Consider the following 21,846-nt stretch of genomic DNA (forward strand, 5'->3'; position numbering starts at 1 on the left):
CAGTAATTCATTGTGTACAGTTCTCGCTTTTTCCAAATCAGGGTAGTAAAATAAAGGCATTACATTTAGGCAGGAGTGAAGAATATGGAACTGATTGAACAAGGAGAAGGACGTTTCTATATTGCAGGCGACGGTAAGGACCTTGCCGAGATTACATACAGACTGGAAGAGGCTACAGGAACACTGGTCATTGACCATACCTACGTCTCTGAAGATCTGCGCGGTCAAGGTGCCGGTGAAAAACTTGTACGGGCAGTTGTGGACAAGGCCCGTGAAGAGGATTTGAAGATTGTCCCCGTGTGCTCTTATGCTGCGCATCAATTCAAAAAACATGAAGAGTACTCGGATGTACTCAGCGGAGACGGAAACCGGTCTTAAGACCATGCCCGTTTCCTTAAATACTATGAATCTATGGGAGCTAAGTCTTCATCGCTGAGCGCCCACAACCTTAGGAGGAAACGGTTTGACTACAGCTGACACTTTAAAAGATATAGAAGAATTGCAGCAGCGCTGCGAGCAATACGAGGGAATCTCCCTCAAATTGAATTGGGATATGCTGCGGCTGCCTTCAGCGGCCGGCGGAACGGAATGGCTGGTAACCTACGAAGAGGAGCTGCTGGTCGGCTTCATCGGACTATACAGTTTCGGCAGCGAAATGGAAATATGCGGCATGGTCCGCCCGGGCTACCGCCGCCGCGGAATCTTCACCTCCCTTTGGATGCGGGCCCAGAGCATTAGTAAGCAGAAAAAGGTTACCACCCTGCTGCTGAATGCTCCCGCCAATTCAGCTTCGGGTTCGGCATTCCTGCAGACATTGCCGCTGGTCTTCAATCATGCCGAATACCAGATGAAATGGGATGGAAGCACTTTGCCGCAAGGCTCCGGAGAAGCCAGTTCTGCTGCCGGTACCGTGGTGCTGCGGCCCGCACGCGAGGAAGAGGAATCCATCCTCATTAAGCTGGACAGCGGCGGCTTTGACATGTCGGAAGAGGACGCGGCCGAAGCTTATGAAATGTATAAACATGAAGGGCTGCAGGAGCATATCATCATTGAAATGAATGGACAGCCTGCCGGTAAGATGCGGCTGTCCACGGAGGATAACGAAACCTGGATTTACGGATTTACAGTCGACCAGAAGCTGCGCGGACTCGGTATCGGACGCAGTGCACTGCTGCAGACCATCGAGCGGGAGCGGCGCAATTATAACAGTGTAAATCTGGAGGTTTCACTGGACAATCCCAATGCGCTCAAGTTATACGAGAGCTGCGGATTCGTAATTCTTAACAAGCAGGATTACTACCGGTATACCGGCTGAATTCTCTGCCTCTCTAGAGCAGCACAATAGTACAACATACAGCAGCCCCTTGTCGCTTGGCACCCTTCGCCAGCAGCAAGGGGCTTTCTTGATTGCCGGTGAGTCCAGCTCCTTATGTTACCTGCAGGTTCCTATATGACTTCAAAGTGCGTACTATTCATCCCTCTTCCCGCGATCCATACTTGGGGTGTATCCAATACACAGAGAGAGGACAATGAATATGAATTCAAAAGAACATACACCGCAAAAAACAGCCCTCGTTGTTGGAGCAGGCGGCGTGATTGGACGCAATCTGATCGAACATCTCATTACGCTGCCCGAATGGGACATTATCGGCGTATCACGCCGGGGTGGAGAGAATACTAAGCGCATCCGCTACATTTCCGCCGATTTGCTCGATCCCTTGGACGTCCGCCAAAAGTTAGGCAGCCTTTCGGAAGTGACACATATTTTTTACGCAGCCTATCAGGATAAGCCCACCTGGGCGGAGCTTGTCCCCCCAAACCTCGCCATGCTGGTTAACGTAGTAGATGTCATTGAGCCGGTGGCCCATGCTCTGCAGCATATCAGTCTTATGCAGGGCTATAAAGTATATGGCGCTCACCTTGGACCCTTTAAAACGCCTGCCAGGGAAACCGATCCCAATCATATGCCGCCGGAATTCAATATTGACCAGCAGAACTTTCTTGAAGAGCGGCAGCAAGGGAAAAGATGGACCTGGTCGGCACTGCGGCCTTCCGTCGTCGGCGGATTCGCACTTGGCAATCCTATGAATCTTGCCCTCGTTATTGCCATATATGCCTCCATGTCGAAGGAGCTTGGGTTGCCTTTGCGTTTTCCCGGTAAACCCGGGGCCTATCATAGCTTGCTCGAAATGACTGACGCAGGGCTGCTGGCGAAAGCGACCGTATGGGCGGCAACCGATACGCGCTGTGCTAATCAGGCTTTTAATATTACGAACGGCGACCTGTTCCGCTGGAGTGAGATGTGGCCCAAAATCGCCGCGTATTTTAATCTTGAAACGGCTCCGCCTCTTCAGATGTCGCTGTCTGTAGTCATGGAGGACAAGGAGACACTGTGGAATAACATGGTTGAGAAGTACGGCTTGGAAAAAAACAGCTATCAGAGTGTATCATCGTGGGCATTCGGGGACTTTGTCTTCTCCTGGGATTACGATTTTTTTGCAGACGGTACTAAAGCACGCCGCTTGGGCTTCCATGAGTTCGTAGAAACGGAGAGTATGTTCATGAATATTTTTGACGGGCTCCGAAGAGCCAAGGTTATCCCTTAAGCAATACATTTGTATATATGCTTCCTTTTTTTTAAGAGAAACGACCGGTCCCTGTTTCAGAGGCCGGCCGTTTTATCATTCCACTCACGTTCAGACAATACAATGGCCCGATCACCGTACACCCGTTCAATGTGCGTATCGCCCCATTTGCACAGAAGGTGAAGAATTGCTTTTAGACTCCAGCCATATTCCGTCAGCTCATACTCTACTCTCGGTGGAACCACATTATAAGAAGTCCGTTTTATGACTCCGTCCTCTTCCAATTCCCGCAGCTGCTGCGTTAGCACCTTCTGTGTAATAGCAGGCATCAGGCCCATCAGTTCCCCATTGCGTTTCTTGCCAAACGTAAGAAAGAACAGAATCACCGGCTTCCACTTGCCTCCGATCACTTCAAGCGTCGCCTCCACTGCGGTGTTATAGGTTTTAATTGTTTCCGGCATTGGCTGGAACACCTCCTGCCCTTAACCATATCTTCATGTCCCCTGCTTGGCAAGCCTATCGCGCTCCGGGAAGGGATAGATAGTCCACTTGGTTACGGATTACATTAATCCGTATCTTCCGAAGGATTCCTCACTTTTCTCGTTCCTGCGCTCGCCGTATTTTAATGCAGGATGTGCCATGGCTTCGCCCTCCAGGAATACAGACAACAATCGCACATAATCAAGTGATTCGCCAAGCGGTATACCTGCTCCGTCAAAGATATGCCGGCGGCCGTCAAGCAAAGTATATATTTCAATGGTTTCAGCTGGTTCTCCATAAGCCTTATGGCAGAACACATTAGCCATGTGCAGAAATCCGGTGATCACATCCTCATTTCCGTTCACCATAAATTTCTGGATATTCAAGCAGCGTCCATTCATTGCGGAATTCCAGGCCAGTTGAAAAATCATCGCCAGGTCGATCTCCAGCTCCGGTACCGGAACATGCCACTGCTCATAGAGCATCACCGGCACCTCGCGGGTATGATTCCCGGAGACAATGCGCATCAGCTCATCAGCCACCGCCGTTTTGATATCCCAATAGTGCATTAGCGAAGGAAAAGCTGTTCCTTTGGGCGGCCAGCGCCGCTCCAGCAGAAATTGGATAGGCGTCTCCCTGCGCACCTCTGGCTGCAGACTGTAGAAATCGTTAAGGGTATGCCCTACTGCATACTGGACTTGCTGCCTCCAGCGCGGAAGCCTTGTGGCCGCAGCCCCTCCGGTAGGATCCCCGGCTCCGCCCAGCATGATATGCTCCATGCGGAAATCGTTAAGCCGGTTGTAGCCTGCGTCCGGCACTTCCCTTCTTCCCGCCACCTGAACTCCTGCCGCGCCGCCCATTCTTAAGAAACCGCCGCGCAGGTTTCCATAAATTGACGACCGAAATTCCGGCAGGCCTCTTTCTCGGCAGCGTTCGGACCGTATTCAATCTTCAAGCTTTCTTGAACAATCTCTGCGCCGCGTTCCTTGAGTTTCTCCTCAATCTGATTCACGGCCCCGCAATAGATTTCATATCCGGTGTCCCCGCTTCCGAAGACAGCTGCCTTATAAGCCGTCAGATCCAGAGCATCCATCTCCTCATAAAAATCTAAAAATTCATCAGGCAACTCACCGTCACCCCAGGTATAGGCACCAAGCAGCACGCCCTCATAAGCTTTTATCTCATCCGCATTGCAGTCAGTGACCGATTTCAGAACGGCCTCTCCGCCTGCCTGGCGTATTCCTTCCACAATCAGCTCAGCAATCTCTTCCGTATTGCCGGTCAAGCTGGCATATGCCACGAGCACCTTAGCCATGAATCTGATCCTCCCCAAGGTAAACATTAAATTTAAACCAACTTTTACTAACCTCATTCTATTTGATAATGATTATCATTGTCAATATATAAAAACACGAACACTGACCGGGAGTCCGGTCGATGTTCGCGTTCATCGTCGATTCTGTATTATCGAGGCTTGCTATAACTTAATATGCTCCTTCAAGCAAGGTAATGCTATTGCCGTCTGGATCGCGGAAATTCATTTCCTTACCCCCGTATTCCATTGTAACCGGCGGTTGGCAATCCAATCCTCTTGCCTTGAGCGTTTCATAGGTCTCATCCAGATTGCTGCAGGAGAACACCAGATTGACTGCTCCTGTCGTCAGCTTATCCCATTTATTCTCATCCCAGATAATGATGCCCGGCTGACTCTTGTCAAAGCCAATCTTCGCCCCGTCAGAGTTGCCATAGCCTTCAAACGGTACGGGAATCCCCAGCACCTCTGCATAAAATGCCGCCAAGGCTGCAGTATCCTTGCTGTACAAATTGATGCCTTCAAAAGCAGAAATCATAGTATATCCCTCTCATTCTCATCATTTGGTTAGCGGCGCATTGGCCATCTGACAACAGTATAACTGGTGACGGCCGCCGCTGTATTGCAAAAAAACGACATGTTAATTCCGTGCATAGGCCAGAGCTTCAAGCGGCGTTCTGCCGGCAAATTTCTTGAAATTATTATTCAGATGGGACTGATGGCTGTAGCCGTAGCTATATACAACATCCTGAATATTTCTATTCTGCGGGGGTGTACGGTATAGATCCAGCCATACATTCTGAAAGCGCACAAGATCGGCTGTTTTTTTGGGCGAAATTCCGATATATTCACGAAAAAGCCTTTCCAGCTGCCGGCTGCTAAACCCCGAATTCCCTTCCAGTGCAGCGACGGATATGACGCCTTTGGACTTCACGATGGCATACACAGCATTCAGCATGCCGTCATTGCTGTACCGGATCTTCTCCAGCTGACGCAGCAGATAAGCTTCCACCAAGGCGATCCGTTCTGCTACAGTACGGGTCCCCGGCAGCTTGTCCCCCAGTTCGCTGCGGAAGGAACCGAAATATTGGTCCACTCCGGTATGAATATTCAGGACCTCCCTGAGATGGTCATCGGCGAACAAGTGCACGGCCCAGAAGTGGAAGCGGATGGCGAAGCGGATTTTCCCCGTATCATCGTGAGCTTGTCCGGCTTCAAAAGGCGTATCGTTAATCCCGCAAAAAATCCCGCCTGACTCTCCCGTCTGCTCATCCCACTCCCAAATGATGTCCATGCAGCTGTCCGGTATAATAATTTCTCCCCCAAGGGAGGGGGCCGAGGGATCATTAAGCTGTTTCTCCGGCTCTCCCCTGTATGTTTCCTCCAGAAACGAAGAACCCCAGAAACAGCGGATATAAGGACGCAGCGCCTTGCAGGGCAGAATCTCCCCTGCTCCTTTCGGATTCGCCGTAATCGGATAATACAGCTCCGACAGATTGTACATGAAGCTGCTGCCCCCTTCTGTGCTTGTTCAACTTCCGATAAACATACTTAACCTGATCATACACAATCACTATCAGAAACGCTACAATAACGGCCGTCAGCACCCCTCCGGGAAGCAGATAGTTTCTTGTCATTTGTTGGCCTAACCCGCTGTTATATTTGGAATTATTATACGCACATCCCCAAATGGGCAAAATGAGAAGAGTCGCAGCTTTGTTACCTTTTTGTTTGTAGGGCCCGGGCTAAATGTTGTACAATAAAGGCTAAATGAATTTTTTGAAGGATGGATTAAATATGTATATAGCAGGCGATTGGAAAGACTACGAAGTTATTGATACCGGAGGCGGAGAAAAGCTGGAACGCTGGGGCGATATTATTCTGCGCCGCCCGGACCCGCAAATCATTTGGCCGCTCGCCAGCGAGACGGCGAAGTGGCGGGATGTGCACGGACATTATCACCGCAGCTCGGCAGGCGGCGGACAATGGGAAATGAAGAAAACCATTCCGGACGACTGGAAAATCAGCTACGGCAAGCTGAAATTCCACCTGCGTCCGACAAACTTCAAGCATACTGGCCTGTTCCCTGAGCAAGCGGCCAACTGGCGCTGGATGATGGACAAGATCGCTGAGGCGAACCGTCCGATCTCTGTGCTCAACCTGTTCGCTTACACCGGTGGGGCTACAGTGGCTGCAGCGAGCGCCGGAGCTTCGGTAGTCCATGTGGATGCGGCCAAAGGCATGGTCCAATGGGCGAAAGAAAATGTGGCCCTGTCCGGCCTTGCCGAACGTCCGGTCCGCTATATTACCGATGATGTCTTCAAATTTGTACAGCGCGAACAGCGCCGCGGCAGCAAATACGATGCAATCATTATGGACCCGCCTTCCTATGGCCGGGGACCCGGCGGTGAAATGTGGAAGCTTGAAGCGAGTCTGTACCCGTTCCTGGAGAGCTGCATGCAAATCATGAGCGACAGACCTTTGTTCATGCTCATTAACTCCTATACGACAGGCATTTCTCCAACCGTTCTGCGCAACATGCTCTCGATGACGATGGGCAAACGGTACGGCGGCAAGCTGACCTCCGGCGAAATCGGACTGCCGATTACCTCCTCCGGGATGAACCTGCCTTGCGGAATTTTGGGCCGCTGGGAGGCGTAAGCCATGACTGCACACAATTCCGGTACAGCCGGAGTGGGCGGGGAGGGAAATTCCCGTTTTGAAGTTCTGTACGAGGACAACCACCTTCTCGGCATCGTGAAGCCCGTAAATATCCCCGTACAGGAGGATGCTACTGGGGATGCAGACCTGCTCAACCTGCTTAAGGAAGATGTGAAGGAACGCTTTAACAAGCCTGGTAATGTGTACATGGGGCTCGTTCACCGGCTGGATCGTCCAGTCGGTGGTGCGATGATCTTCGCCAAGACATCCAAAGCCGCTTCGCGGCTGTCCGAAAGCGTCCGTACCCACAGCTTCCATAAAGTCTACCTGACCGTGGTGCACGGCCAGCCTCCGGCCTCCCAGGGCCGTCTGATCAATACCTTGCTCAAGGATGCCAAGAGCAATACAGTTACCATTGTCCGCAAAGGAACACCGGGCGGCAAAGAGGCCATTCTGGATTATACGGTGCTGGGCAGCGCGGAGGGGTATACTCTGCTGAAGATAGACCTGCTTACCGGACGTTCGCATCAGATCCGAGTGCAGCTTGCCGGAATCGGCTGTCCCTTGTTCGGGGATCAGAAATACGGTTCGGCGGTGAACAGACCGGGGCAGCAAATTGCCCTCTGGTCCGCGCTGGTCGGCTTTCCGCATCCGGTTACCAAAGAAGAAATCGAGCTTATCTCGCTGCCGCCGCAGACTTTCCCCTGGAATCTGTGGCCCCGGCATTTGCAAAAACAGGCCATCCGTTAACGGATGGCCTGTTTTTTGAGCTTATATAAGTATTCATAAGATCCAAGTTTAGGTTCAGGGTGTAGAGCCTTCCGGCGTTGGAGCAACCGCCATCTTGCCCATCAGATAAAGCAGCAGCTGCTGATTATGTGAAGAAATCGGATCAAGCGCTTCGGCAAAAAAATCACTGCGGATCTGGAGTCCGCGCTCGGTCTCTTTCTGTCCGTTCTCCGTGATGCTCACCCAGACAATCCGCCGGTCCGCTGCATCGCGTTCACGCACAATCAAATTATGCTTCTCCATCCGGTCAAGCAGCATCGTCACCGCCGCCGGGCTGGTCGCGAGATGGGGGGCCAGATCAGAAGGCTTCATTGCGTCACGTTCCTGAAGCAATTCAAGCACGGTGAGTTGGGCATCTGTCAGCGTAGGCGCAAGCTTGCTATCCATATGTAGCTTATAGTCCTTCAATATTTTATGCCAAATCTTACTGAATTCTGAGGAATGCACAGTTACTCCTTCCTTTCCCTGCGGATTTCAATCCGGTATATCTACATTTTCGAGAAAGAAATTCCATTTCCTGCAAAACGAAAAAATAAATAACCAAAACCCTTGTTATCCGTTACTTTACCTATACAAAAAGGCGTTGTGGCCAGCCCGTGAGGAGCCGTCAAACGCCTTTTGTATGTTAGCCCTGTTGCAGTGCATACGAATTACTTAATTGCAGGTAAAAGAGTGATGATCTCATCCTTCTTCTCAACCGGAACAAGCTGTTTGCCTGTAGAACGGCGATCACCCAGCGGAGCAGCCTCAGAAGAGAACTGATGATGCAAGCCATCACGGGTAAAGGCGACTAACTCCAAGGGCTCCTTACAGTGAAATGCCCCTGCCAGCCTGCTGCCGTTCGGTTTGACCCGTTTGCCTTCCTTGAACTCGAAGGTCGGCATCCCTTTGCCGCCACGGCTCTGCGACGGATAATCCACTAATAGTGTCCGTTTCGCATATCCAAGGTCGGAGACAACCAGTATTTCGCCTTCGTCTTCGCTTACCCAGAAGCAGGAAACCACTTCGTCACCTTCACGAAGCTGAATACCGCGGACCCCGCTGGCCACACGGCCCATCGGATTGACTTCGTTCTCGCGGAACCGGATGCTCATCCCTTCGCGGGTCACCAGCACGATGTCCTTGTCTCCGCTGCTCAGCGCCACTGTAATGATCTCGTCGCCATCAGCCACCTTGCAGGCAGCCACGGCTCCGGAACGGCTCGTAGAGTACTCCTTGAGCTCCGTACGTTTGACCTGGCCCTTACGCGTGACGAAAACCAGACTCGCCTTAGGCTCCTCCAGATTGCCCACCGGCAGCACGCTGACAATGCCATCCCCTTTTGCCAGGCTGATGACGTTCACGATTGCCGTGCCGGGCTCTTTCCACTTGAATTCCGGTATCTGATGAACCGGAAGCAGGAAATATTGGCCTTTGCGGGTAAATACAAGCAGGCTGTCCCTTGTATTGAGATCCAGCAGCTTGACGATATGGTCGCCTTCCTTAACACCGGAGGCTTGGCGTTCACTGCCCGAACGCGTGAACGAAGGCATTCCGGTCCGTTTGATGTAACCATCGGCCGAAAGTGCGACAAGCACATCCTCGGCGTTCACCAGTACTTCAAGGCTGACCTTCAGCTCTTCAACCTCGCCCTGAATAAGCGAGCGGCGGTCTATCCCGTATTTATCACGGATCTCCAGCAGTTCCTTGCGGATGACGGCGATCAGTTTTTTGTCGCTGTCCAAGATGCCGCGCAACATAGCAATCCGCGCCTGCATTTCGTCCAGTTCCTTCTGGAGCGAGTTTATCTCCAGATTGGTCAGACGGTACAGCTGCAAGGTAAGGATGGAATCGGCTTGGCGTTCGCTGAAGCCGAACATCCATACCAGATTGTTCTGGGCATCCTGGCGGTTCTTCGATGCCTTGATCGCAGCGATAACCTCATCCAGAATGTTCAATGCCTTTACAAGCCCTTCCAGGACGTGGGCGCGGTCCTCTGCTTTTTCCAGGTCGAACTGGGTGCGGTGGGTAACCACATCACGCTGATGGGCGATATAGGCTTGCAGGATAGCCTTGAGGCCAAGCTGCTGCGGAGCCTTGTTGACAATCGCCACCATATTGAAGTTATAAGTGACCTGCAGGTCGGTTTTCTTTAGCAGATAAGCCAACACGCCCTGGGCGTCGGCTTCCTTCTTCAGCTCCACCACAATGCGCAGGCCTTCCCGTCCGCTTTCGTCGCGGACTTCGGCGATGCCTTCGATCTTCTTCTCCAGACGGATGTTCTCCATGGAGGTGACCAATCGTGATTTCACGATCTGGAACGGCACTTCCGTAATAACGATCTGCTGTTTGCCGCCGCGCAGATTCTCAATCTCTGTCTTGGAGCGCAGGTAAATGCGGCCTTTGCCGGTACGGTAGGCGTCCATAATTCCTTCGCCGCCCATAATCGTACCGCCTGTCGGGAAATCCGGACCTTTGATAAATGTCATGATGTCCTCGAGCTCAATCTCCGGCTTTTGCATCACCGCGATACAGGCATCAATGACCTCACGCAAATTATGGGGCGGGATCTCCGTGGCGAATCCGGCAGAAATTCCGCTCGTTCCGTTGACCAGCAGATTCGGATAACGTGAAGGAACCACCACTGGCTCCTTGGCTGTGTTGTCAAAGTTATCTTTGAACAGCACGGTGCGCTTCTCGATGTCGCGCATCATCTCCATGGCAATCGGCGACAGGCGGGCTTCCGTGTACCGCATCGCGGCTGCCGGATCATCATCCATTGAGCCCCAGTTGCCATGTCCGTCCACAAGCACATGGCCCATCTTCCAAGGCTGCGCCATCCGCACCATTCCGTCATAAATCGACGAATCCCCGTGGGGATGATAATTACCCATGACATCCCCGACGGTTTTGGCGGATTTACGGTACGGCTTGTCCGGGGTATTCCCGGAATCGTACATGGCGTATAGAATCCGGCGCTGTACAGGCTTCAGCCCGTCACGCACGTCCGGAATCGCCCGGTCCTGAATGATATATTTGGAATACCGGCCAAAGCGGTCACCGACGACCTCTTCCAGAAAAGCCGGTGAAAATTGTTCTGATAAACTGCTCACTTGGCTCACCTTCTGTTCCTCAAACTGCCCGCCTAAAAAAAGTGTGGTGATCCCTTGTCACTGCGGGGAATGTTTGGACTTCCGATCGCTGTTATTCCCGAATTTCTTCAATTTGACCCGCTTTACGGGTGAAATTCGAGAATAAAGGCGAACGCTGACGCTTCTGCAGTTCCAAACTTCCCTTCGTTCCTCAGATCACCAATCTCTTTTTAACAATCGGGATAATCGTCACTTGCACACTACTCTACAAATTCGGTAAAGTCGACGTTTTCGACAATCCAGCGCTTACGGGGATCGACCTTGTCGCCCATCAGCGTGGATACGCGGCGCTCCGCCTTTGCGGCGTCCTCAATCTGCACCTGAAGCAGCGTGCGTGATTCCGGGTTCATCGTCGTCTCCCACAGCTGGTCGGGATTCATCTCGCCGAGTCCTTTGTACCGCTGCAGCTCGAAGTTTTTGCCGAATTCCTTGAGGTAATTCTGCAGTTCCTCATCGCTCCAGGAGTAACGTACCGTCTCCAGCTTACCTGATTTGCGGGTCAGCTTATACAGCGGCGGCTGGGCGATAAACACCTTGCCGGCGTCAATCAACGGCTTCATGTACCGGTAGAAAAAGGTCAGCAGCAGCACTTGAATATGCGCACCGTCCGTATCAGCATCGGTCATAATGATAATTTTGGAATAATTGCTGTCTTCTACGGCAAAATCCGGACCGATTCCCGCACCGATTGCGGAAATAATCGCCTTGTACTCATCATTCTTAAGAATGTCCAGCAGCTTGGCCTTCTCCGGATTCATCGGCTTGCCCTTAAGCGGCAGAATAGCCTGAATCTTGGAGTCACGCCCCTGCTTGGCTGATCCTCCGGCGGAATCGCCTTCGACGATAAACAGCTCTGTACGCGTAACGTCCTTGGACTGCGCAGGTGAGAGCTTGCCGCCCAGGTTGGAGCTTTCACTGCGTTTCTTGCCGCTGCGGATTTCATCGCGGGCCTTACGCGCCGCTTCACGGGCTCTGGAGGCCTGGATGGATTTCTTCAGCAGGCTTTGCGCCACCTGCGGATTCTCCTCCAGGAAACGGGCCATGTTCTCGGACACGATAAAGTCGACGGCACTGCGGGCAGAAGCGCTTCCGAGCTGATCCTTCGTCTGGCCGACGAATTCTACCTCGGACATCTTGACGCTGATTACCGCCATCATGCCTTCGCGCAGATCATTGCCCTCTAGGTTCTTGTCCTTCTCCTTAAGCAGCTGTGTCCGGCGGGCATAATCATTCAGCACGCGGGTATAAGCTGTCTTGAAGCCGGTCTCATGTGTTCCCCCGCTGCGCGTAGGAATCGAATTGACGAAGGAGGCCAGCGTTTCGGTATAACCTGCGTTATACTGCAATGCCACCTCTACCTCAATATCATCCTTCTCCGAACTGAAATGGATGACGTCATGCAGCACATCCTTGCCCTCATTGAGAAACTGCACGAACTGGCTTGCTCCGCCTTCATAGAAAAATTCATCCTGGCGGCCGCTGCGCTCGTCACTTAGATTAATCCGCAGCCCGGAGTTCAGAAAGGCGATCTCCTGCACCCGTTCTGCAAGGGTATCATAGTTCAGGGCAATGCCATTCGGGAAGACGCGAATATCCGGCTTGAAGGTAATCTTCGAACCGGTCTTATTCGTATTTCCCAGCACCTCAAGACCGGTAACAGGCTCACCGACATGCTCTTTCCCCTTTGCATCTACCCAATATTCGAAGCGCTGGCGGTGGATTTTGCCGTCACGATAAATTTCGACTTCCAGCCACTCGGACAGCGCATTGGTAACTGAAGCCCCTACGCCATGCAAACCGCCCGATTTCTTGTACCCGGAGCCGCCGAATTTACCACCGGCATGCAGGATCGTGAAAACAACCTGCGGTGTAGGCACTCCGGTCTTATGCATCCCGGTCGGGATTCCCCGGCCGTTATCAATGACGGTAACCGAACCGTCCTTGCGCAGTGTAATATCAATCTTCGAGCAAAACTTGGCTAAATGCTCATCTACGGCGTTATCCACTATTTCCCATACGAGATGGTGCAGTCCCGAGGAACTCGTACTGCCGATATACATGCCGGGCCGTTTGCGGACCGCAACCAGACCTTCGAGCACTTGAATGTCGTCAGCATCGTATCCAGTCCGGCCTGTTTCGGCGTTCTTAGAGACTTTTGCAAACATATCGATCTGTTCGAGCATTCATGCTCCTCCTTCTTTTCTCTCTATCTATGAAATGCAAACAAACGTTTTGGTTCACTTTGTACATTCTAATTCAAAATATCCCGTTTCGTAAAGACGGCGAATGAAATGATTACTGCAGAAATCCCCCAAACGGCCAGTACAGCCATGGAAAAAGGCAGTGTCATCCCCTCAATCGGTGCCGGTGTTCCGGCCAAATACCCGGTTAATCCCAGATTAACCATGAATAAATATTTAGCCGTCGTCCAGGCCGAAGCCATATTGGTCAGAATCGTTCCGGCGATCAGTGCGGCCATCATCACCACGATGCTTGCCGCTGTGCTGCGCACCAGCACCGACACCATAAATGCCAGCAGGGCGACGACTACGCTCACGAACCAGATTAATCCGCCCTGCATCAGCAGGTATTTCCACTGCGGTACGGAATGGACAGCCGACATATCCACAGCATCTCCGCTGATTTGGAACCCGGTAAATACAGGAAGATTAAAGCCCTTGTACCCAAAAACAAGCCCCGAAATCAGATAGCTGATTGCAAACACCGACAGTACAATCAAGGAGACGAACATCAGCAGCGCCGCCAGCTTGCTGAACAGCACCTTCCAGCGTTTAACCGGCCGGGTCAGCAGCATCTTAATTGTACCGGTCGTCCTTTCCCCGGATACAAGATCTGAGGCTACTGCCATAATCAGCAGCGGAATGAACAAGGAGACCGAGTTGTCCAGGAACTCGCGGGTAAAGGTAACCCCGCTGGGCTCATTCGGATTGACATCATGGTCCAGATAATACTGCAGCTGCTGGACGAATATCCGCCGGTAGGACTTCCATTCCTCGGGAATCCGGTCGCTGCCTAGTGAATTTTGATTATCGGTAATCTGCTGCTGTACCTCCAGTCTCCAGTCCGAATTAAACTTGTCCCGGCTGCGCTCGGCTATACGCATCTGTGCATAGGTAAACATAGGCACAAGTACGACCAGAATTAGCAGTATAACATAAAACCGTTTCTTTTTTATAATCTTCAGGCACTCATTACGGATGAGCGGAAGCAAATTAATCAATAGTTTCACCTTCCGTTAGCTTCAAGAATAGCTGTTCCAGTGTGGGATTTATTTTATGCACGGCGCTAACTTCCACTTCCGCTGTGACGAGCACGGCAACAATCTCCGGAATCAGGTCTTCATCCATGACCGTGATGAGGGAATTCGCGCCCATTCCGGCAATGACAGAGTCGTCAAGTGTAACCTCATCCAGTTCGAGAAGCTTGATGTCAGGACGTCCGGCCAGTATCGTTCTTGCCCTGTCCAAAGGCTCCAGATCCCATAGCACATAAGGGGAATTACGCGCAACCAGTTCATTTACCCCGCCAACCGCCAGCACGCGGCCTTTGCTGATAATCGCAACCCGGTCGCACAGCAGCTGAATTTCGCTCAGCAAATGGCTCGATACAAATACCGCAAGACCTTCCCCAGCAAGCTCGCGGATAAATTCGCGCAATTCTTTGATCCCTTTAGGGTCCAGACCGTTTGTCGGCTCATCCAGAATCAGCAGCCGGGGACGGCCCAGCAGCGCCTGGGCAATTCCAAGCCGCTGCCTCATCCCCAGAGAATAGGTGCTCACCTTGTCATGAATACGCTGGTCCAGCCGGACAATGTCCACTACCTCAGCAATTCGCGCCTTGTCCACGCCTGGCTGCATGCGGGCGAAATGCTGCAGATTCTCCCAGCCTGTCAGATAGGTATACACTTCCGGATTCTCTACGATCGAGCCAACATATTGCAGCGCTTTTTCCGGTTCACGGTTAACGTTATAGCCGCAGACGGTTATCTTTCCTTCACTTGGGCGAATCAGGTCCACAAGCATACGGATTGTAGTTGTTTTGCCGGCCCCGTTGGGTCCAAGGAAACCGAAGATTTCCCCTTGCTTCACGTTGAAGGTAACATCATCAATGATCCATTTCCGGCCGATTTTTTTGCGGACACCTTCCACTGACAGAATAACTGTCCCGGCTTCTCCGCTTATGTCTTTATCCATGTTCTCACAACTCCTTGCTACGATCATTTCTGACTTGCGGTGAAGTACATCCTTAGCGCACAGCCTGTATGATTCGTTCACTCATCCGCTGATAGCCGTCGCCGTTCGGGTGAAAATGATCGTTTGAAAGATACTTATCCAGATGGCGGTTGAACAAATCAAAGGTTGGAACGAGTGTCATATTGCTGTGTGTGTTAATGATATCCATTGCCGCGTTATTCCAGGTGGTAACCGCTTGATTGCCGGGCACCAGCAGATCCTCTATATCTCCAAACGGATTATATAATCCGACATAATAAATTTGCGCCTGCGGATTGATCTCGGCAATGCTCTCCAGAATCCCGCCAAGCCGTTTCGAAGCGTCTGGCAGCGCGGCCAGCAGCGACTCCGGCGTCACCTCATCTTCAGTTGCCGAAGGAACGGTTGTCCCGGATGAGCCGGTCTTCCCGCTCGCAGTCCCTGTTTCAGAAGGATCTGCTCCAGGCATTGAAGCAATGTCCGTAGGGCTCCCTGTCTCCGTCGAGGTTGTCCCCTGTTCTGCACTGCCCGTTCCCATTATATCCGAGTCCCTGAACAAATCATTGCCCCCAATCGAGACCAGCACGACGTTGGCCTGCCGCAAGGCATACCGAACACCTTCTTCTTTGAGCTTGCTTTGCAGGCCTGCGGTTGTCAGCCCGTTGATGCCCATATTGCCAAGCAGCTCCGCCTTGCCTCCGCCAGCAGACAGACCGTCCAGTGTCCGCTTTACAAAACCGTTTCCGGTGTTGTCACCAGTGCCTTTGGCCAAAGAGTCGCCAAGTGCCAATATTTTCACTTCATCGCTGCTTGCCGCCGTGGGAACCGGTGTTTCCTGCGGCAAAGAGGTTGAAAGAACTTCACCCTTCGGGTATATAATATCGTTCACCGCATATCCAAACCCAACGATCAAAACTAACGTTGCTGCTATGGAAATCAGGCTCACAGTGCGCCAGGTCCATTTTGAGTCGTTCAAAGCCATCCCTCCGTATGCCAGTTCTTATCTCCAGTGTTCCACATTTTACAAACTTCTTAACTATGTAGATAAACATAATTCTTCTATACTTAATTTGCAAATATCCACCGCTCAAGCGAAATTTGGCGGTTTTTGTCCTTAATAGTCTATTATATCAATTGAAAGCATATTTTTCTCAAAAAAAATATGGTCTTTTCCTTTGAGCCAGCTCTTAATCGGCAAGCTGCGGGCTGCCCCTATATCAATCAGATCACAGCATAAAGAAGCAAGGAGAGTGTCCTTGCTTCTTTATTTCGGTTCCGGGAAAAGAAGTTAAATCAATAATGAATATCTTTTGCCGTCATGAGATGCGTCAAATGCCAGAATATATCGCCGGTATCATTCCCTCGTAAATGCCAGCCGGCACTGCAAAGTCCCACTCTAGCACGTGATAGAACTATATCCAAATCGGGGTAAACAGGACACATTAGCGACGTAAAGCGTTCACCCAGTCCATCCAGTAATACGCCCATATCATGCGCCGGATTGCCGGTTCCTGCAACACCAAAATCCAAAATACCTGTGATATTCTTATAATCCTCATCAAGAATAAAATGCTCCAGAGCCAAGTCACCGTGGATTAAGCATGGCGTATAGTCAAACCACTCGGAACCATTTTCTAGTCCTTTGTAGGCCGCATCCACACAAGATCTCGTATAGGGTCTCATGTGGGGGTATAATTCCCTTTTAATGCGTTCATAACCATTCATGATATTCTGATAGTGTTCAGATGGATCGTCTGTGGATGCCAGGGAAACTGCAATGCCTGCCCTCCTCACTTCCGCCAAAGGTATTGTGTGAATTTGTTTCATATAATCCGCGATCTGCTCCATGATTGATTGTTGCTCCGCGGCATCGAGCTGAAAGAGGCGATGACGGAATAATGGCTGACCGTGGATATAAGGGTAACACACGACGCCGTAATCAACACAGCTCATGTCGGGTACAGGCACGTTTGTCTTGTCCTTTAAGAGGCGAATACACCTGTATTCATTCTCTAGCAGCTTTTTTGCAGCATCATCTTTTGCGAACCTCACCACTAATTCGTCGTTCACAAGAATCAAATCATTATGCAATCCATGGTCAAAGCCGGATTTTATTGAGGTAATATTCATCTGAGGAAAATACTCGGCAATTTTCTGCTTGAAATCAATTAATTTTTTATCCATTGCTGCTCCTCTCAAGCTAAACAAGGGGGGGAAGTGTTCATTCGAAACGTATAACTGATCACTTTAAGCCTCACAACACATTTCGCAAACCTCCATAACTAAGATTCTTCTAACATATCAATATCAGTAAACTTTTCAAGATCTTAAACAATACAAAACCCGCCCCCGGCAATGCCGGAGAACGGGTTTTGTACTTTTCATAAGGTTTATTTTCCGATGAATTCCTGAACCCAGTAATTGTTGTCGAAACCTACGCCGATGTAGTTAAAGTTCGCACTCAGAATATTGGCACGGTGTCCCTCACTGTTCATCCAGGCCGTCATTACTTCTTGCGGAGTTCTCTGGCCCATTGCAATGTTCTCCCCGGCAGCCCGATAAGTAACGCCAAAAGTGGCCATCATATCAAAAGGCGATCCGTACGTCGGGGATGTATGCGAAAAGTAGTTATTCGTACGCATATCGGTTGCTTTAGCTGCGGCCACTTTGTTCAGGCTTTCCAAAGCGCTGACCGGAGACAGCCCTGCTGTCGCACGTTCCTTATTCACAAGCGTAACGATTTGCTGGATATAGGACTCTTGAGTGCTGACTGCTGCTGGTGTTGCCGTTGGTTTTGGTGTCGCTACTGGCGTTGCCGTTGGTTTAGCTGTCGCTACAGGCGTTGCTACTGGTGTTGCCGTTGGTGCAGCTGTCGCTACAGGTGTCGCTGTTGGTTTAGCTGTAGCAACGGGTGCAGGTGTGTTTGTCGGAACAACAACCGGTTGAGATTTGTAAACTGTCACTGTCGTATTGGAAAAAGGAAATCCCTTAAGGCTATATTGGTTAAAATATTGCATGAATTGTGCGAAATTAGTTGGTGCTCCAGTTGCAGTATTGCCTGCCTCTGCATTTGCCTGTATTGGAAGAGAAATGCTAAGCGCCATCACTGCCGCCACACTTCCACCTATCATTGCTCTTAAAGTTTTGCTCTTCATTCTGCCATCTCCTTGTTCATGATGTATTTGTTATGTTGCTGTCGGCCGAAGTAATAGGCTCCAAATATTACAAAGTTGTAATCTGTTCCTCAGTCATTGTAGCATAAATCTCTCAGCTGTGCGCTTCTAAATTTTTACATTAATAGATTGCCAGATAGGCAAGCAGACGGCTTGTACATTTCTACTCCAATACCAACAAAAAAGCCGCCATCCTAATCAGGACAGCAGCCTCCTATTGACTTCGCTGTACATTCTGTACAGGTTAAGACGTTATCTTTGTTGCTGGAAGCTTAATGGAAAGACTGCCAGAACTCGCCTTCGGTCGAGATCAGACCCATGATTTCTGCATAAGGAATGCGGAATGTCGGGAAACCAGCAGCATACGGGGCGATCTCGTAAGGAGCGAAATACAGATACAGTGCTTCTTCATCAACAAAAAAGGGCTGATCCGCCGTAATCCCCTTGTAGGTGTCCGGAAAAACGTAGGAGTACTGGGGATCGTTCGTAATCTGTTTGCCGACAATTGCGCTGAGCTTCGCCACATATTTGCTGCCCGGCTTGAACAGGTCACGAAGAGCATAAAACTTGCCGTTGCGCAAATTGATATGAACATAAATCCGGGTAGGCATGCCATGGGCAGCGCCAAAAGGGTACTTGTAGCCGCTCAATTCCAGGACTAGCAGATTTTTGCGGAAGAAGGAGACGGCAAAATCCCCGGTATAGCTGTAATCCTGCGTGCCTTCACCGGTCCCCGCTCCTTCGGCAAGGGACAGGCTGCGCAGCTTGTCATTTACTTCTCTGGAGACCTCGGAGTTTGCGATCCCTTCGATAACCGGATAATACACTAAATAGTCTCTATTCGGTTTGTATTTCTTCTCCAGCACTGAATAAGGCGGCCGGAGCGTTATGACTCCATTTTGCTTCCATACCTGATTGCCCCGCCGGTCGTAATAGGCTGTCCGCTGATCCACGTCAGCCCTGATCAGACTTCCGCTGAAGGAAAGTGTGCCTGAACCGGCAATTACAGGCGGCTGAGCTGCTTTTTTTCCGCTTTTGTCGATGAAATAGGTATCTGTGGCGTCAAACACTGAGGCGAGTCCATTCTGATAATTGTTCACACCCAGCAAGGGGTGAGTACTGAGGATTCTGCCGGTTACCGCATCAGCGATAGCATAACGGGAACCGCGGTAAGGCTCGTCTGGATACACTGGTGTACCCAATGCCACCCGGTCTTCACCCAGCTGTTGAACTTCATAATACTGGGCCGGGACTACGAGCTTACCCTGCTTGTCAATCAGGCCATAGGCGTTGCCATAATTCTCTGCCGTATTGATCACCGCTCTTCCCGCAGAAAATGGCAGGGCAGCTGTATACTGCGGCTCTATTGCGATGCTTCCGTCTATCCGCAGATATCCGTATTTACCGTTCTCGGTAGCCTGGTATGCCAGCAGGCCATCCCCCGGATAACCTACAAATGGATATTTATACGTATGCAGCACGGTGCCTTGCGGGTCTATCAGCGCAAACTCCCTTTCGCCCAGCTTGACCAGTGCCGTTCCGTTCATGAAATCACTGGCGTCCTCGTAAACCGCAGGCAGTACTTCCTTTCCCTGGGCATCCAGATATCCGTAGTGGGAAGTACCCGTTGTACTTTGTTTGGAGAACATCGCACGCCCTTCATGCAGCGAATTTAAGTAATCATAACGCGCTGCTGTAACCTGCTTGCCTCTTTCGTCAATCAACGTATAGCCTTTGGCATCGGAAACCACAGCACGGCCTTCTGAAAAAGGGGCAATAAAGGAATAGGCCGGTCTCACTTTCTCCCGCCCGGAGCTGTCAATCAGGCCGCTCTTGTCGTTGCGCTGCACAATCGCCAGGCCGTTCTCCTGAAAATCCTCAGCATATTCATACCTTGGTTCAATAACCGTCCGTCCTTCATTGTTGATGTACCCCCAACGAGTCCCCTCTTTAAGCTTAAAAGGAGCGGGGTGCAGCAAATCCGCCCGCAGCTCGCTGTCATCCACCTCAGGCAGGAAATAAAGCGCCTCTACAGGCTTTTTGGAGTAATCTACCCGATACAAACCCGCTTCTGCAGGAATCGTTACGAACAGATCATCATCCGCACGGATGAAATCCTCTTCCTGCTGAGGAATACATTCATTCCAGCCAATCCCGTCCCATCTCCACACTTCCGTCTGCAGCAGGCTGTTATCCGTTCCTTTCGCCAGCTCATTCAGCTTAATCCTCAGCATCCCGTCGCTCTCCTTTACAAGGGCTTTTGCCTATAGGATATGTGGTCAAGGGAGAAATGGTGTGTGGTTGTAAGGTCTGACGCTTTCCTAATTATTCGACATCGGCGACATTGTCTCTGGTAATCTTCTTATAGGGAATCCATACATACTGGTTATCGGTAATATCGAAACCAATATTTTGTTTGGTTGGCGCTTCGCCTCTAGAGAGAACCGCCGCAAGTTGGATTGCTGCTTTGCCTTGAATATGGGCATCATTTAACACAGTACCCAGCATGGTTCCCTCTTTCAGTGCTTTAACGGCCGGAGCTGTCGCATCTACACCAACTACCGGCATGTATTTCCCGCCGGAAAAATATCCGTCAGCTTTTAGAGCTTTAATTGCACCGAGGGCCATATCGTCGTTGTTGGCAAGCACAGCTTCTATCCTGTCTCCGCAGGTCTTCAGAAAGCCCGCCATTTTCTCCTGGCCCTTCACCCGGTCGAACATTCCGCTGTCTTCCGCCAGTTTCTCGACCTTGATACCTTCATCTTCAATCGCCTGAATGGAATAATTGGTGCGCAGCTCGGCATCCTGGTGTCCCGGCTCGCCCTTCAGCATGACATATTGAAGCACTCCGTCGCCGTTCTTATCGGCTTCTGGATGGGATTTCCAGTATTCCGCGATAATCTGGCCGGACATGGTGCCCGATTCTTCCGCTTTGGCGCCTACATAATACACCTTGTCCCATTTCTTCATATCTTCCGGAAACGGTTCACGATTAAGGAAGACAACCGGAATGTCGGCTGTTTTTGCTTTGTCGATGATGACGCCTGCGGCAGTGCGGTCAACCGGATTAATCAGCATGCCTTTATATCCCTTGGTAATGAAAACGTCAACCTTATCATTTTGCGTAAGCTGGGAGTTTTTGCTGTCTACAATGTCCACAGCTGCGATGCCTTTAGCTGCCGCCACAACCGATTTGCGGACACCGGCCATAAACGTATCGCTGAATTTATAAATGGCTACACCAATTTTTGGAGCTGAGCCGGTACCACCAGGGATTGCCTCAGCGCTGCCGCCGGTATTCGCAGGGCTGCCCCCGCAGCCGGACATAGCAGCACCCAGCAACACGGCGAATAAAACGGAAGACTTTTTTTTCATCACTAATTGACCTCCCGAGGGTAAATCTTTCTCATGCCGGATCTGTCCCAGGTACATCATTATGCCTGAAAAAAGCACAGTTGCGAATATAAAATCCTACTGTATTCA

At 50.9% G+C, this 21,846-nt stretch carries 20 protein-coding genes; 5 read left to right on the top strand and 15 right to left on the bottom strand.

The annotated features are described in order from the left end of the window. Window positions 1-75 precede the first annotated feature (75 nt). From NST07_RS22125 to NST07_RS22135, 3 genes are all read left to right on the top strand, one after another. The gene (locus NST07_RS22125; RefSeq protein ID WP_231578304.1) at window positions 76-378 is read left to right on the top strand and encodes a GNAT family N-acetyltransferase; all 303 of its coding nucleotides are present in this window, start codon (window positions 76-78) and stop codon (window positions 376-378) included. 85 nt (window positions 379-463) lie between these two features. Further along, the gene (locus tag NST07_RS22130) at window positions 464-1,315 is read left to right on the top strand and encodes a GNAT family N-acetyltransferase (RefSeq protein ID WP_341094384.1); all 852 of its coding nucleotides are present in this window, start codon (window positions 464-466) and stop codon (window positions 1,313-1,315) included. A gap of 220 nt (window positions 1,316-1,535) precedes the next feature. Next, window positions 1,536-2,606: an SDR family oxidoreductase gene (locus NST07_RS22135; protein ID WP_342480189.1), complete on the top strand. Its 1,071-nt coding sequence runs from the start codon at window positions 1,536-1,538 to the stop codon at window positions 2,604-2,606. A 56-nt stretch (window positions 2,607-2,662) separates the two neighbouring features. Here the strand turns inward: NST07_RS22135 and NST07_RS22140 are convergent, their stop codons facing one another. The 5 genes from NST07_RS22140 to NST07_RS22160 form a co-directional block, all read right to left on the bottom strand. After that, window positions 2,663-3,046 carry a helix-turn-helix domain-containing protein gene (locus tag NST07_RS22140; RefSeq protein WP_342480190.1) on the bottom strand — a complete coding sequence of 128 codons (384 nt, stop codon included), beginning with the start codon at window positions 3,044-3,046 and terminating at the stop codon, window positions 2,663-2,665. A 99-nt stretch (window positions 3,047-3,145) separates the two neighbouring features. Beyond that, a complete protein-coding gene (locus tag NST07_RS22145) occupies window positions 3,146-3,925 on the bottom strand; it encodes a hypothetical protein (protein WP_342480191.1) in 780 nt (259 codons plus the stop codon). 2 nt (window positions 3,926-3,927) lie between these two features. Beyond that, window positions 3,928-4,380: a flavodoxin gene (locus NST07_RS22150; RefSeq protein ID WP_342480192.1), complete on the bottom strand. Its 453-nt coding sequence runs from the start codon at window positions 4,378-4,380 to the stop codon at window positions 3,928-3,930. Window positions 4,381-4,549: 169 nt separating this feature from the next. Then, window positions 4,550-4,915, bottom strand: a complete 366-nt coding sequence (locus NST07_RS22155; protein ID WP_038594299.1) for a VOC family protein — start codon at window positions 4,913-4,915, stop codon at window positions 4,550-4,552. A 102-nt stretch (window positions 4,916-5,017) separates the two neighbouring features. Next, entirely contained in the window at window positions 5,018-5,881 is an 864-nt protein-coding gene (locus NST07_RS22160) for a helix-turn-helix domain-containing protein (RefSeq protein WP_342480193.1), read from the bottom strand. 293 nt (window positions 5,882-6,174) lie between these two features. Between NST07_RS22160 and NST07_RS22165 the strand changes: the two genes are divergently transcribed. Both NST07_RS22165 and NST07_RS22170 read left to right on the top strand, forming a co-directional pair. Next, window positions 6,175-7,038 carry a class I SAM-dependent methyltransferase gene (locus NST07_RS22165; RefSeq protein ID WP_342481967.1) on the top strand — a complete coding sequence of 288 codons (864 nt, stop codon included), beginning with the start codon at window positions 6,175-6,177 and terminating at the stop codon, window positions 7,036-7,038. 3 nt (window positions 7,039-7,041) lie between these two features. Further along, complete coding sequence (locus NST07_RS22170) at window positions 7,042-7,788, top strand: RluA family pseudouridine synthase (RefSeq protein ID WP_342480194.1); 747 nt, start codon at window positions 7,042-7,044, stop codon at window positions 7,786-7,788. Window positions 7,789-7,842: 54 nt separating this feature from the next. Here the strand turns inward: NST07_RS22170 and NST07_RS22175 are convergent, their stop codons facing one another. From NST07_RS22175 to NST07_RS22220, 10 genes are all read right to left on the bottom strand, one after another. Further along, complete coding sequence (locus NST07_RS22175) at window positions 7,843-8,274, bottom strand: MarR family transcriptional regulator (protein WP_038594308.1); 432 nt, start codon at window positions 8,272-8,274, stop codon at window positions 7,843-7,845. Window positions 8,275-8,477: 203 nt separating this feature from the next. Beyond that, window positions 8,478-10,919, bottom strand: coding sequence for a DNA gyrase subunit A (gyrA, locus tag NST07_RS22180; RefSeq protein ID WP_341094395.1), 2,442 nt, complete (start codon window positions 10,917-10,919; stop codon window positions 8,478-8,480). 239 nt (window positions 10,920-11,158) lie between these two features. Continuing rightward, window positions 11,159-13,141, bottom strand: coding sequence for a DNA topoisomerase IV subunit B (gene parE / locus NST07_RS22185; RefSeq protein WP_038594314.1), 1,983 nt, complete (start codon window positions 13,139-13,141; stop codon window positions 11,159-11,161). Window positions 13,142-13,209: 68 nt separating this feature from the next. Continuing rightward, a complete protein-coding gene (locus NST07_RS22190; RefSeq protein ID WP_341094398.1) occupies window positions 13,210-14,199 on the bottom strand; it encodes an ABC transporter permease in 990 nt (329 codons plus the stop codon). Continuing rightward, a complete protein-coding gene (locus tag NST07_RS22195; RefSeq protein WP_342480195.1) occupies window positions 14,192-15,172 on the bottom strand; it encodes an ABC transporter ATP-binding protein in 981 nt (326 codons plus the stop codon). The genes NST07_RS22190 and NST07_RS22195 overlap by 8 nt, the downstream gene beginning before the upstream one ends. Window positions 15,173-15,224: 52 nt before the next feature. Continuing rightward, window positions 15,225-16,166 (bottom strand): GDSL-type esterase/lipase family protein, encoded by a 942-nt coding sequence (locus NST07_RS22200; protein ID WP_341379119.1) that lies wholly within the window; start codon window positions 16,164-16,166, stop codon window positions 15,225-15,227. A gap of 317 nt (window positions 16,167-16,483) precedes the next feature. Then, window positions 16,484-17,374 (bottom strand): phosphotransferase, encoded by an 891-nt coding sequence (locus tag NST07_RS22205; protein ID WP_341094403.1) that lies wholly within the window; start codon window positions 17,372-17,374, stop codon window positions 16,484-16,486. A gap of 206 nt (window positions 17,375-17,580) precedes the next feature. Beyond that, window positions 17,581-18,345: a CAP domain-containing protein gene (locus NST07_RS22210; RefSeq protein ID WP_341094405.1), complete on the bottom strand. Its 765-nt coding sequence runs from the start codon at window positions 18,343-18,345 to the stop codon at window positions 17,581-17,583. A 290-nt stretch (window positions 18,346-18,635) separates the two neighbouring features. Continuing rightward, entirely contained in the window at window positions 18,636-20,597 is a 1,962-nt protein-coding gene (locus NST07_RS22215) for a WG repeat-containing protein (RefSeq protein WP_341094407.1), read from the bottom strand. Between the two features lie 91 nt (window positions 20,598-20,688). After that, window positions 20,689-21,738, bottom strand: a complete 1,050-nt coding sequence (locus NST07_RS22220) for a galactose ABC transporter substrate-binding protein (RefSeq protein ID WP_341379123.1) — start codon at window positions 21,736-21,738, stop codon at window positions 20,689-20,691. Window positions 21,739-21,846: the final 108 nt, after the last annotated feature.

The sequence above is a fragment of the Paenibacillus sp. FSL L8-0340 genome (assembly GCF_038593145.1).
Lineage (GTDB): Bacteria > Bacillota > Bacilli > Paenibacillales > Paenibacillaceae > Paenibacillus_AQ.